A 12,291-nucleotide genomic window follows, 5' to 3' on the forward strand; every position below is an offset into this window, starting at 1 on the left:
CATTGGGAGACCTCAAGCTTTGGTTTCGTTACCTTTATCTTGTGGTTTCCCTTTCTTTTTTGCTACCCCTTCTCACTCACATAAGGCGTATGATTTGACATTAACTAACATTTTGACTTCCGATCCTACCGATTCCGATTATAGTGTGCAAACAGGAGAACAAAGAAGTCGGGGAGTAGAACTGAGTGTCACCGGAGAGATTCTTCCCGGTTGGAATGTGATTGGCTTCTACGGTTATACAGACGCACGCATTACCAAAGACAATGATATTCCAGTCGGGAATCGAGTAGAAGGAGTACCAGCTCATGTCGCTAGTTTATGGACAACTTACACCTTTGGTACTGGCTCTCTCAAAGGTTTTGGAGGTGGAATTGGCTTTAACTACGTTGGAGATAATAAGCCAGATAGTTTGAATACATATACGATCCCAAGCTACTTTCTCACCAATGCAGCTCTGTACTATCGGAATAACAACTTTAGCATTGGACTCAACTTGAATAACATATTTAATGTTCGATATTATGAAGCAAGCTTTGACTATCTCCAAAGAATTATTCCTGGTCGTCCGTATACAGCAGAGTTGTCAGTAAAGTGGGAATTTTAATGAGAACAACTCATTGGTTAGCCAAGTGTTTTGTCATATCCCTGCCCCTTTTAGGATTGCTTACTGTGGTAGTGTGGCTAAACGGTTGTTTCTTTTTTAATTACCCAAAAGTTAGCCATAACAAGAGTGTTTCTTCTTTAAGTCAGATTCGAGTCGTTCAGCACTTGATGGGTAAGACAATAGTTCCTGCTCATCCTCAACGAGTTGTTGTGCTTAGTGGTCGTTGTTTAGAAAATGCTTTGGCATTGGGGATCAAACCTATAGCTGCCTCAAAGTTATTTGTCTCACAATTGCAGCGATTAGTAGGCCCGCTATCAGGTATTGAAGATGTAGATTGGCTCTCTCCTAGTATCGAAAAAGTCTTGTTTCTCAAACCAGACCTAATTATTGGTATGCATTTTCATCAAGATATTTATCCACTGTTATCACACATTGCACCCACTGTTTTGGCTCCTCCTGGAGCCAGTGGAGCTTGGAAAGAATCTTTTGCTTTCACAGCGCATGTTCTGGGTAAAACTAAAACAGCCCAGCAGGTAATGGACAATTATTATGCACGTTTAAAACAGTTTAAAGCAAAAATGGGCGATCGCTTGAACACAACTTTAGTCTCGGTTGCCGAATTGCGTACTGATGCACTTTGGCTGTGGGCAAAGGCAAGTTTTCCAGGAGTTATTCTTAAAGATGCGGGTGTTACACGTCCTTACTCTCAAACTTTGGATAGTCAAGCAACCCTAAGTCTAGGGGGTGGCCCTGCTGCCTATGCTTTATCAGAGGAACTCCTGAGTGAGTTAGATGGGGATATTTTATTTCTAGTATCAGAAGACGCATTGGGCATTAAAGATTTACACCCAATACTTGAGCAACTTAAAGCAGAACCGTTGTGGTCAAAGTTGAAAGTTGTCCAACAGGAAAAAGTTCATGAGGTGGGGTTTTACTGGGTTCAGTTTGGCCCCCTTGCAGCCAATCGGATGATAGACGATTTGGAGCAATATTTAGTTAAACAGCAATAAACTATTTGAAAGTTTTTTAGAAGAGGGATTATGTTGAACTTGAGTGCAATTAGTAATGCAACTATGCAGTCAATTCCCTATAAATGGATTGTGTTTGAAAACTTGCTTGACACTTCAGTACAATCTGAACTAGCAAATAGTTTTGCTACTACAAACTATAAAGAATATCATGCTAGAGACTTTGAGCCAGATGGATACCCGGAATATACATATGATGACTACAGGTTTTTTGCACGCTGCATTCTGGATGAAAGTAAGTACAAAGGTCTACAAGATATCAAGGATCTGAGTCTTAGTTGGCAAAAATTGATTGAACAACTTCTCACTCCTGATTATCGAGAGGCAATGGAGCATCTTACTAATTTGGATTTGAAAAACCATTCACTAACAATTTATTTAACACGACATGATTTAGGGTTCTGGAACCGTCCTCATACAGATATCCCGCGTAAACATGTAACTCAACTTTTCTATTTCAATGAGGGATGGAACCCAGAGTGGGGAGGGTTTTTTCAAGTTCTTAAAGATAATCAGACTACTTCTGTAATTCAAGAAGTTCCACCATTGCCGCAATATTCAGTTGCTATTGTCCGTTGCGATCGCTCTTGGCACATGGTTTCCCCTATTTCCTTGAATGCAACTCAACACCGTTTGCATCTACAGACTTGCTTTTGGCTACCAGAGTCTTAGGTTTTTGTGTAGCAAAAGCAAACTCTGAGGGGAATTTTGCTAAAATTGAGAGCGTTCTAACTCAAAGCCACCTGCCCTATCATCCAAAAAGTTTTCCTCAATATCGTTTTTGTCCCAAATACGATAGTGCCAGAAAGCTCTAAGCTTGGAACATGAAACTTCAAGTTGGGAAAGTGAAACTTTCAGTAAACACTCACGACAGGCTGTATTCTATGCAATTGGAATCGGCAATAAACAAATTGCTTAACGTCTTCCAGCGCCACGATAAGGCACTTCAGTGTCTTCTAGCTTTCTTTTAGGTGCAAACACTTCTTGGTGTTGTTGTTCTTGATGTTGTTGCTGCTGAATTTTTTCCTGTGCAAACTTTACACGGGTGCGAACTCCGAGATCGGTATCTGTATCGAGCATTTGCTGGAGTTGATTTGTAATCCGCAATGCTTGATCAGGTGAAGTGACTGCCACTGCAACGGCTAGTGTTTCTAAACTCGTCACTGCCGCATAGCGCACTACCCACTCTGGATCTTGAGAAATTAGTAATAGCGCCTCTAACACCTGAGTCTGAACAGATTCCACTTTTTCAGGCGGTACTTGATGCCAGCGCAAAGTGCCTAATCCCCTGGCAGCTGCCCGCCGTACACTTAAGGAAAAATCGTTTTTTGCTGCCTCTAACAAAGTATCCAGCGCCCGGACATCACCAATTCCCGCTAAGGCACGAATTGCCCAGGCTCTAGCGCCGTAGTTGTAGTCATCAATTAGTTCCAATAGTGGCGGTACTGCAACTTCCCCGATCGCAATTAGTCCATCTACCGCCGCCACCGCCGCCCCTGGATTGTTGTAGCCCAAAGCTGCAATTAGTGTGGGAACAGCTTCCTCCATACCAGCTGCTGCTAACTCCTGAACTGCATCTAATAAGCGATCTGAGGAATCTGCTTCTTTCACAGCCCGGATCAATATTTCAGTAACATCATTATTATTCATAATAATTTTTCATGGGTAATTAGTCGTCAGCCAATTGTAGCTTAAGCTATCCGTAGTTGACATCATACATAAACCCCCTAGCCCTGATTTTGCAGTTGGGTTGGGGGTTTATCTGTGGTAAATATTTAGTTTAAACGCATTAATGACAACTGATTATCTAGAATTTATCACTACAACAGCGAATCCATCAAATTGATGACTTTAATCGCACCTTCTGAGAAAGTGCTTGGTGTTATGTGGTTAACTTGATGTTCTAGTAATCCTTTAAGAGAAATTAGCTTTAGGCTATTTTCAGCAAGAGTCCGGGCGATCGCATCTGCTGCGGGTAGATATCCAATCGCTCCCAAATCTGCTAACACTGCCCGACGCAATTGCAATTTCTCTCCCGCCAAAGCTTGTACCAACCGTTCTCCATAAACTGATTCTTGGGTTAATTGATACATGGCTCGTGCGGCAGCATATTGCACTAATTCGATTGGATGCTCTAAGAATGGTTTTACCAAAGGGATCAACTCAGTTGCTCTCAAAGTTCCCAAGACTTCTAAAATAGCGTCGTAGGGTTGAGATAAATCAGGCTGCTTTAATATGAGTTGCCCATCCTGCAAACCTACTTGTAATAGCTTGATTAGGGCGGGAATACAAACCGGATCACCCAGCATTTCTAGGGATTGTGCCGCCGCTTCCCGGACATAAAAATCTGAGCAGTCTAAACACTCAATTAAAGGTAATACTGCCTGGCGATCGCCTAGTTTTCCTAAGGCTCTAGCTGCGTTCCGTCGCAGAGGATATCCGCCTTCTGGTGTCCTGTCGGCTTCATCCTCTAAAGCTTTGATCAGTCCAGTAATCGCAGCTGCTTCACCTATCCGAAACCTACCCAACCACCAGGCAGCATAAAACCGCAAGCCTAAATCTGCACTTTCAAGATTAGCGATCGCTTGCTCTACTGTTAAAGATTCATCGTTGGCAAAGCCACCTGTCGGTGATAAATCTTCAAATTTATGCGGACTGGGATTCATTAGAAGAAGGAGGATTGCTCTGTCCGCTATCTGTTTTAGCTTCAGCGTTCAATGGCTGAATGCTGACTATTTTGCCACCCAAGCGAGTAATCCGCTGCATTTCTTGATTCATCCGATTCTCAGGCACTGTGAAAAACACACTGGCACTAGAACGAATCGGATAGTTTACTTTTTCGCTTTCTTCGCTTTGGCGCAGACCGACTACTTCATACCGAAAGTAGCGACTACTAGTTCTACTACTAATTTGTCCAAGCATAAAATTAATTCCAAATTTTAAATTGTCATTAGTCTTTTGTCTTTAATAATGACTAATGACTAATGACTATTGACACTAAAGGGGTTTCACACTCGCTATTTTACCACCTTGTTTTACCACTCTCTGGAAGTAACTTGATAGTTCTTCATATGGTATAACCACCGCTTGATTGACACGGCGTGTGCTCGGATACCCAGAACCAAAAACGCCTGCCACTTCAATGCGGTAAAGTCTGCCTTCTTTACCAAAAGTTCCCGCGCCACCGAAAGTACTGTTGGGGGTAACACCTTTTTCGGAAGCAACGTATGAAAAGCCTGAGGGACCACCGGAGGGAGGAACAACGACGGATGCACTATTGCGACCTAGTTCGCTGGCTAGGCGGGTGTCTTTGCCTTTGAGTTGGGAGGTATCGCTACTGGCATAGCCGCGATAAAGTTGGAATATCCGGGTAAATCCGACAGTTTTTTGTCCTGTTTGGGTTTCAAACCCGCGATAGTAAGGCGCAATATTTTCACCAAAGTTAGATTGATACTCTGGCGAATCAATGTAAGAATCAATGTCGGCTTCATATCCCTTGGTTTGATACAAGTCTAAGTGATAAACCACATCAGACTCATCATAGGGGGCACGACCCAACAAATGTTTATAGTTCAGTTCGATGACGCGAGTTTGGAAATTGTCGTAGAAAAACTTGGATTTGTACAGTTCTGATTTAGCTACTTGACGCACAAACTCTTGCACTGTACTTTTTCCATCACGCAGGATAGATTCAGCACTTGTGAGGCGGTCAGCTGCCAATATATAGTTGTTGCCCAACACCTGACGATAGACAGCAGCAATTACTCTCTCTATGTCTTCTTTGGTTGCATTTGGACGCAATTCTACAGGAGACTGATCAGTAAAAGGCTCTGTCCCCAGACGAGACGCTGCTGTTGTAATAGCCATTGGTAATTCTCCTTTTGTAATTAGTAATTGCTAAGGGGAGTAGTGAGTGGAGAATGGGGAGTAGTGATTCCTACTCCCTAATGCTACTTGCTCCACTTGGGTAAACTCCAAGACCGCAGTAGCTCCTCCCCACTCTCTACTCCCCTTCGATTCTCTATTTATACGGCAGTAATGCTAATCACTTTACTGCCCTTGCGATTCAACTGCTGCAATTTACTAGAAAGTTGCTCGTAGGGAACGATCAATTCCGCAGTCCCTCGCCGCACTACAGCTGAGTTCGGGGAAGCTGCTTGTAGCACTCTAATCCGGTATGTTTCGCCGCGACCACCTGTAGAGAGGCCTGTTAAGGCTCCGGCGGAGACTGGGTAAATCGGTGAAGCCAAATTCTTAGCTACTTCCCAGGTTAGCCGTCCTTGTTTTTGTCCTTGGGCGCGATCGCTATTGGCATAACCCCGATACAGTTGGAACAGTCGGCTATAGCCAACATTTTTCTGTCCTACTTGACTTTTAAAGCCTCGATAGTAGGGCACAATATTTTCGCCAAAATTCTCTTGATATTCTAATGAGTCAATGTAAGAGTTAATTTCAGCTTCGTAACCTTCTGAGTTGTAAAGCTCAACATGGAAAGAAATCTCTGACTCATCTTCCGGGGCACGCCCCAATAAATGCTTATAATTCAACTCGATAAACCGAGTTTGTGAGTTGGAGTGGAAAAACTTATCCCGATAGAGTTCTGATTGAGCAATGGCTAGCACAAATCCCCGCACGGAGATTGTACCTTGCTGCAACAGCGATTCTGCACTCTCTAGACGGTCTCCTTCGAGTATATATGCATTACCCAAAACCTGACGGTAAGCCGCCCGGATAACCACTGCCACATCCTCTTCTGTTCGATCAGGACGTAGTTCTACCAGGGGTGAGTTTTCAAATGCTCCAATTCCTAATCTTGCTGCTTGTCCCAAACCTGCCATCTTTAAAACCTCCTCAGTTTTAACTACAAAACTGAAAACTTTTTAGAAAATTTTTTTCTAGTCTTTTAACAGTCTTTTGAAAATAAAACTGCCCGGAGAGGTAAGCAACTCATAGAACTTCCTTGTCATAAGAGCTGATTTCCTCTCCGGGCTAAACAAATACTCTAGCTTAGAGTATTGATTACATAGTCGATGTAGGAATTGGCTTCAACACCTGGATCACCGCTTAGACCGTGGTTAGCTTTGATGTACTTGAGGGCTTCAATGTACCAGCTAGGAGATAGATCAAAAGTCCGGTTGATTTCAGCCAAGCCAGAAATCAAGAAATCATCCAAGGGACCTGTGCCACCAACAACTAAAGCGTATGTGATAATCCGCAAGTAGTAGCCGATATCACGTACACACTTGCCTTTGCCGCGTGCATCAGCTGCGAAGTTGGGGCCTTGTTGTTGAGTGGTGTAAGGGTACTTGTTATACACCGCTTGAGCAGCACCTTCGGTCAAGCGTTGAGCATTACCGCTCAATGCTTTTGCTGCTTGTAAGCTAGCTGGCGCTTGGCGGAAGCGACCAAAAGCAACTTGAATCTCGGTGCTGCTGAGATAGCGACCTTGAGAGTCAGCCGATGAAATTGCTTCAGTTAGAGGTGTTTTTGACATTTTGGTATTTCCCTTTCAAAACTTTATGGTTGAAATTTTGTTTTGTCCGATGGACAATTATTTAGTCAACATCAGCAATGCTTGGCTTAAGCCACAGCAGCAGCAGCACGATCAAAATAGCTAGCTATTTCAGATGACAGAGCACTGCAATCTCCTCTGGTGATGTTATTTGTATCGTTGACAATGGCCAGGGAAGCTTGTTTTAGCTTCTGAATACCAACAGCAACTGACGCTCCTGGAGTTCCCAATGCCAAGTAGGTTTCCCGCAATCCATTGAGGGCACGATCATCTAGTACGCTTGAATCGCCAGCAAAGATTGCATAGGTGATATAGCGAAGAATGATGTCCAAGTCTCTGATGCAAGCAGCTGCGCGACGGCTGGTGTAAGCATTACCACCGGGAGCGATCAATTGGGGTTGTTCTGCCCACAAATCACGAACTGCAGCAGCAACAAGAGCAGACGCATTGCTGGTGATCCGGTTAACGGCATCTGTACGCTTGTTACCATCTTTGACTAGTTCGCTCAATGCATCCAATTGTGCATCGGAGAGATATTCCCCACGTGTATCAGCTTGGGTAACTACTTTTGCAAATGCATCTAAAACCATTGCCTTAAATCTCCTAATTTGCTTCGTTAAGAATAGTTGGACTCAAAACTGAATGGTTCAGTTTTTTTTGGATGCCCGCACTGCCTGACGAGTTCCGAAAGGTTTAAAACAGACATCACCAGAAATAAGTTTACGATCTCCAGGCTTTCAGATTAAAACTTTTGTTAAAAAACTTAAAACTTCTATGAACGACTGGAAAACCTGATTAAGATGTTGTTTTTTACTCCCAAGTTCTCTTTATACAATGCAGCAGCCTCATTATTTATTACAAATTATTGTTATGTTTGTTAATTTTAGTTACATAACTTAACACTTTTTTCTCTACTCCAAAAGATGGGATAATTGCGTAGGCGTAGCCCGCCGCAGGCATCGCACACTTAATTAGTGTAGTATTGGCTACTTCGTAACTTTTGCCAAACACACACATCATATTTTGCGACTACATTGCATCTATTGCAGGGGTGAGTTTATAGCCGCTGTGAACCATGCAATCGGCAGACTTAGAATTATTACTAGCGCGGCCGAAGCTCTAGATTTGCAATCCAATATAAATAAAGCCTGCTTTGGCGGGTTACAAAGAATAGCTTTAGGGTAAACTACCCACCACATTTACAGGACTCAGGCCAGAAAGCTCATTTCATGAAGATCTCACTTTTTTGCGTTGTTCCCCTCTTCTCATAAGAGAAAGTTACGGGGAAAGGTTCTTCCAGGATTACTGAATTGGTGTTCTAGACAACACAACTACTACTAAGTAACTATCCAGTTACCGTAGTATATTTTATCCGACTGGAGGAATACAGAGCAATTAAGTTTTGAGTAATACAAATTTGAATTTTGGCCGAATCGGACTGAAATATGTAGTGCATCTGTGTTTATCTTGTCGCATAGACTCCAGCCCAGTATTTCTGTGAGCTTTCCTCGATTGGAATACAAAGCTGTCTCGCAAGCTCTCAACTGTTGAATTGCCGGATTCACAAACTAAAGAAAAAAGACTGTGGTGTATTCGGCAATCTCGCAGATGAATCTGAGCTCAATCGCTTGCTGGCAAACCTGAGTTTTCTGAGCAAACAAGGTGCTTTTGTGATTTGGACTCGTGGACACTCTAACGGTATTCCCCACTCTGAGACTGTCCGTAAATCTTTCCGTAAATATGGATTTGAAGAAGTAAACTTCAAACTCACTACAACAGGAGACATAGGAGTAGGTATTCATCGTTACTTGGGTAAAAGTTTGGCTGCACCCAAAGAGCAACAGTTGTTTAAGTTTACTGGTATTCCAAGTAAAGCCAGGTAAGTAGCTTCCCTAATCGAATTTATCTTGCAGAAACGCTATGATCTGCTTGAATGCTTGGGGGTCTTGGTAAAGGAAGCGATGACCACCCTTAAAAAACTCTAAATAAGCACCTGGTATCTGTTTGTGCATTGCCTCAAGATTGGCAGGAGGAGATATGCCATCGTAAAGACCGCCGCAGATATAAACAGGAATATCCAGTTGAGAAAGTCGATTATAGGTATCGTGAGCAGCACGAGCCTCAAGCTGCCGAAGACGCCCAACTTGACGACTTGGTTCGTCTGCACCCTCTTTAGAAACCGCTACTGTCAGCTTCACTAGTTCCTCAAATTGTGTAGTTCGGCTAAAGAGCCAAGCCTGGTCTTGCCAACGGGTATCAGCAACTGTTATCTGCCGACGAGCCAGTTCTTTACTAGGGAGGTTCACAAGTTCATGCAATGGATATGACAACCCACCAGCACCGCCACTGCTACTACACGCCAAAACAAGACGTTTAACGCAGTGCGGATAGCGCAGTGCCAACTCTTGGGCTACCATACCCCCAAAGGAAATCCCTATGACATGGCAGTTCTCCCACCTTACTGCATTCAGTAAAGAGTCAGCATCAGCGGCGTAATCTGCTACGGTGTAGGGAATATCGGGTTTCGAGGTTTGGCCAAGACCACGCTGATCGTAAGCTAGGATTTCAAAGTGTTGACCAAGCGGTGATTCAAAAATAGTGGGTAAGCGGCGCAAGTCACTTCCAGTACCACTAATACTGAGCAGGCGTTGACCCGTGCCACGAATCTCATAATACATTTGCAAATCGCGAACAGATACAAATGGCATGAGTATTTTTCCTGATGAATTTCGTAAAAGTTGGCTGAGGGAATTATCCCCATATTTCTGAACAAGCATCCTCTTTTTACTTTTAGCGGATGTTGTTAGGCACATTCCAGTGCAATCAGAATCTTTAAAGGGTGCGTAGGCGTAGCCCACCGCAGGCATCGCACCCTTTAATATGTAGTATTTACTACTTATTAATTCCTGCCAAACACACTACCAAGGGCACGTGCCATATTTTGCGGTTGCATTGCATCCATTGCAGCAGTGGGTTCGTAGCCGCAGTGAACCATACAATCAGCACACTTGGGATTACCACTCTTCTGGCCGTATTCACTCCAGTCAGTTTTTGCCAGTAATTCGTTGAAGGTAGAGTAATAACCTTCGTTCAGTAGATAGCAAGGTTTTTGCCAACCGAGAACGCTATAACTAGGGCTACCCCAAGGCGTACATTCGTAGTCCTTCTCACCAGTGAGAAAATCTAAGAACAGCGGATTGTGATTGAAGTTCCAGTTTTTTTCACCAGCTTTGTATGGAGCTAGAATTTCCCGGAAGAGGGCGCGGGTTTGTTCACGGTGGAGAAAATGATCTTGATCTGGTGCCCACTCGTAACTGTAGCCGGGAGAAATCATTATCCCGTCAGTATTTAGTGTTTTCAGAAAGTCGAAGAACTCTTGCATATCTTTAGGTTCAGTTCCCTCAAAGATAGTTGTGTTGGTAGTGACACGAAAGCCTTTAGCTTTAGCGGCACGAATAGCTTTGACAGCAATGTCAAAAACACCTTTGCGATCGACGCACTGATCGTGCAACTCCCGCATCCCATCTAAATGCACACTAAAAGTCAAGTAAGGAGAAGGTTGAAACTTATCCAGGCTCTTTTCTAACAACAAACCATTGGTACACAAGTAAATATATTTCTTGCGCTCAATTAATCCTTGGACAATCTGATCAATCTGGGGATGCAACAAAGGTTCTCCCCCAGGAATTGAGACAACCGGTGCGCCGCACTCTTCCACTGCGGTAAAGCACTGTTCTGGGGTGAGATTTTGCTTTAAAATTTCCTTTGGATGTTGGATTTTACCACAACCAGTACAGGCTAGATTACACCGAAAAAGAGGTTCCAACATCAATACTAAAGGGAAGCGTTTACGTCCTTTCAAACGTTGAGTAACCAGATACTTCCCAATATCCATAGCTTGTTGTAGATTAACTGCCATTGTTGCGATCGCTCCTCTTTTAGATATAAATACACCACTGGAAAACATAAAACCTTCGTAGGGGCGCAAGGCCTTGCGCCCCTACTGTCTATTGCATCTACACGTAAATCGCTATATTTTTCATTTGACATATCCCTGAGCAACAAACCAATCCACAGCATCCTTGAGGGCTGCATTCAGCGAAGATTGGGGTAGACCCAACTCTCGTACAGCCTTTGCGGCATCATAATACATAGGTTGTTTCGCCATCCGAACGCCATCCAATGGCACTGAAGGCAATTTCCCCAAAGGTGCGAGAATCTTTTCATCAACCCAGGCAACACTAAGGGGTAACCAAGCGGGTACTGTTCGTTGAGGTGCGCTTAAACCTGTGATATCGGCGAGTTGTTCTAGCAGTTGCTTTAAGCTGAGGTTTTGGTGACCTAAGATATAGCGATCGCCTGATTTACCCCGTTGCAAAGCCAGTAAATGCCCCCATGCCACATCCCGCACATCGATAAAATTCAAACCAGTATCCAAGTAAAAAGGCATTTGCCGTCGTAAAAACCGTAAAATTATATCACCCGTCGGGGTAGGTTTGATATCCAACGAGCCAATCGGGCTGCTGGGATTGACAATAACTACCTCCTGACCTATATCAACGGCTTGCATAGCTTCTTGTTCAGCCAAAAACTTAGACTTTTTGTAGTTACCCACCAACTTATCTAAGGGACTCTGATGTGTTTCATCGACAACTCGACTAGATGATCCTACCCCAATTGCCGCCACTGAACTCGTGTAAACCGTGCGCTCAATGTTAGCTTTGCGAGCTGCTACCAACACATTGCGTGTACCCAGGACATTGTGACGATGGAGTAACTCTCGGTCTGATTGCCATAGGGAATAATGGGCTGCCACATGAAATAGGTATTGACAACCTTCCATCTGTTGCCAAAGATTTGGGTCATTCAAATCGCCTTTGACAATTTCCACCTCCAAACCGCGGACATTCTCCAAATTGCTGCTTGAGCGGACCAGCGCTTTGACAGCATATCCTTGTTGCAACAACAACCGTACCAAGTGGGCACCAATAAAGCCTGTACCCCCAGTGACAAAAACCCTTTTGGATTTTGGATTTATCAACTTGGAATTCCCCTATTTTATAATTTTGGATACAGAAGTTTCGCAATAATTAGGTGGAACTTAGTAATGTAAATCTCTCAATCAGACCATTCATACCTGTTCTAAA

14 protein-coding genes are annotated in these 12,291 nt (G+C 43.6%); 4 read left to right on the forward strand and 10 right to left on the reverse strand.

The annotated features are described in order from the left end of the window. The 3 genes from V7K21_RS07755 to V7K21_RS07765 all read left to right on the forward strand — a co-directional run. Positions 1-604, forward strand: a 604-nt coding sequence (locus V7K21_RS07755; protein ID WP_335173035.1) for a TonB-dependent siderophore receptor, incomplete at its 5' end; no start/stop codon positions are given. Beyond that, the gene (locus V7K21_RS07760; RefSeq protein WP_335173037.1) at positions 604-1,614 is read left to right on the forward strand and encodes an iron-siderophore ABC transporter substrate-binding protein; all 1,011 of its coding nucleotides are present in this window, start codon (positions 604-606) and stop codon (positions 1,612-1,614) included. The genes V7K21_RS07755 and V7K21_RS07760, both read left to right, overlap by 1 nt. Before the next feature lie 30 nt (positions 1,615-1,644). Then, positions 1,645-2,304, forward strand: coding sequence for a hypothetical protein (locus tag V7K21_RS07765; RefSeq protein ID WP_335173039.1), 660 nt, complete (start codon positions 1,645-1,647; stop codon positions 2,302-2,304). Positions 2,305-2,547: 243 nt separating this feature from the next. Here the strand turns inward: V7K21_RS07765 and V7K21_RS07770 are convergent, their stop codons facing one another. The 7 genes from V7K21_RS07770 to V7K21_RS07800 all read right to left on the reverse strand — a co-directional run bounded on the left by V7K21_RS07770 (position 2,548) and on the right by V7K21_RS07800 (position 7,734). Beyond that, a complete protein-coding gene (locus V7K21_RS07770) occupies positions 2,548-3,282 on the reverse strand; it encodes a HEAT repeat domain-containing protein (RefSeq protein ID WP_335173041.1) in 735 nt (244 codons plus the stop codon). Positions 3,283-3,452: 170 nt separating this feature from the next. Beyond that, the gene (locus tag V7K21_RS07775; RefSeq protein ID WP_335173043.1) at positions 3,453-4,298 is read right to left on the reverse strand and encodes a HEAT repeat domain-containing protein; all 846 of its coding nucleotides are present in this window, start codon (positions 4,296-4,298) and stop codon (positions 3,453-3,455) included. After that, on the reverse strand, positions 4,279-4,554 hold the full coding sequence (locus tag V7K21_RS07780; RefSeq protein ID WP_335114418.1) for a phycobilisome linker polypeptide: 276 nt from the start codon (positions 4,552-4,554) through the stop codon (positions 4,279-4,281). Before V7K21_RS07780 ends, V7K21_RS07775 begins: the two co-directional genes overlap by 20 nt. A 75-nt stretch (positions 4,555-4,629) precedes the next feature. After that, a complete protein-coding gene (locus V7K21_RS07785) occupies positions 4,630-5,499 on the reverse strand; it encodes a phycobilisome linker polypeptide (RefSeq protein WP_335114420.1) in 870 nt (289 codons plus the stop codon). A gap of 158 nt (positions 5,500-5,657) precedes the next feature. Continuing rightward, a complete protein-coding gene (locus V7K21_RS07790; RefSeq protein WP_335173045.1) occupies positions 5,658-6,470 on the reverse strand; it encodes a phycobilisome linker polypeptide in 813 nt (270 codons plus the stop codon). Between the two features lie 164 nt (positions 6,471-6,634). After that, positions 6,635-7,126, reverse strand: a complete 492-nt coding sequence (gene cpcA / locus V7K21_RS07795) for a phycocyanin subunit alpha (RefSeq protein WP_335114424.1) — start codon at positions 7,124-7,126, stop codon at positions 6,635-6,637. A gap of 86 nt (positions 7,127-7,212) precedes the next feature. Beyond that, on the reverse strand, positions 7,213-7,734 hold the full coding sequence (locus tag V7K21_RS07800) for a phycocyanin subunit beta (RefSeq protein ID WP_273763451.1): 522 nt from the start codon (positions 7,732-7,734) through the stop codon (positions 7,213-7,215). Positions 7,735-8,691: 957 nt separating this feature from the next. On the opposite strand from V7K21_RS07800, the gene V7K21_RS07805 reads away from it, so the two are divergent. Beyond that, positions 8,692-9,027 (forward strand): hypothetical protein, encoded by a 336-nt coding sequence (locus tag V7K21_RS07805; RefSeq protein WP_335173047.1) that lies wholly within the window; start codon positions 8,692-8,694, stop codon positions 9,025-9,027. Between the two features lie 9 nt (positions 9,028-9,036). On the opposite strand, the gene V7K21_RS07810 is transcribed toward V7K21_RS07805, so the two are convergent. From V7K21_RS07810 to hpnA, 3 genes are all read right to left on the reverse strand, one after another. Continuing rightward, a complete protein-coding gene (locus V7K21_RS07810; RefSeq protein WP_335173049.1) occupies positions 9,037-9,852 on the reverse strand; it encodes an alpha/beta fold hydrolase in 816 nt (271 codons plus the stop codon). Between the two features lie 191 nt (positions 9,853-10,043). Beyond that, a complete protein-coding gene (gene hpnH / locus V7K21_RS07815) occupies positions 10,044-11,063 on the reverse strand; it encodes an adenosyl-hopene transferase HpnH (protein WP_335173200.1) in 1,020 nt (339 codons plus the stop codon). A gap of 120 nt (positions 11,064-11,183) precedes the next feature. Continuing rightward, positions 11,184-12,185 carry a hopanoid-associated sugar epimerase gene (gene hpnA / locus V7K21_RS07820; RefSeq protein WP_335173051.1) on the reverse strand — a complete coding sequence of 334 codons (1,002 nt, stop codon included), beginning with the start codon at positions 12,183-12,185 and terminating at the stop codon, positions 11,184-11,186. Positions 12,186-12,291 lie beyond the last annotated feature (106 nt).

It is taken from the genome of Nostoc sp., assembly GCF_036919595.1.
GTDB lineage: Bacteria > Cyanobacteriota > Cyanobacteriia > Cyanobacteriales > Nostocaceae > Nostoc.

What these genes read in the sequence shown, in the direction of transcription:
- V7K21_RS07760 (WP_335173037.1), top strand. Translation starts at nt 604, where the DNA reads ATGAGAACAACTCATTGGTTAGCCAAGTGTTTTGTCATATCCCTGCCC.
- V7K21_RS07765 (WP_335173039.1), top strand. Translation starts at nt 1,645, where the DNA reads ATGTTGAACTTGAGTGCAATTAGTAATGCAACTATGCAGTCAATTCCC.
- V7K21_RS07770 (WP_335173041.1), bottom strand. Translation starts at nt 3,282, where the DNA reads ATGAATAATAATGATGTTACTGAAATATTGATCCGGGCTGTGAAAGAA.
- V7K21_RS07775 (WP_335173043.1), bottom strand. Translation starts at nt 4,298, where the DNA reads ATGAATCCCAGTCCGCATAAATTTGAAGATTTATCACCGACAGGTGGC.
- V7K21_RS07780 (WP_335114418.1), bottom strand. Translation starts at nt 4,554, where the DNA reads ATGCTTGGACAAATTAGTAGTAGAACTAGTAGTCGCTACTTTCGGTAT.
- V7K21_RS07785 (WP_335114420.1), bottom strand. Translation starts at nt 5,499, where the DNA reads ATGGCTATTACAACAGCAGCGTCTCGTCTGGGGACAGAGCCTTTTACT.
- V7K21_RS07790 (WP_335173045.1), bottom strand. Translation starts at nt 6,470, where the DNA reads ATGGCAGGTTTGGGACAAGCAGCAAGATTAGGAATTGGAGCATTTGAA.
- cpcA (WP_335114424.1), bottom strand. Translation starts at nt 7,126, where the DNA reads ATGTCAAAAACACCTCTAACTGAAGCAATTTCATCGGCTGACTCTCAA.
- V7K21_RS07800 (WP_273763451.1), bottom strand. Translation starts at nt 7,734, where the DNA reads ATGGTTTTAGATGCATTTGCAAAAGTAGTTACCCAAGCTGATACACGT.
- V7K21_RS07810 (WP_335173049.1), bottom strand. Translation starts at nt 9,852, where the DNA reads ATGCCATTTGTATCTGTTCGCGATTTGCAAATGTATTATGAGATTCGT.
- hpnH (WP_335173200.1), bottom strand. Translation starts at nt 11,063, where the DNA reads ATGGCAGTTAATCTACAACAAGCTATGGATATTGGGAAGTATCTGGTT.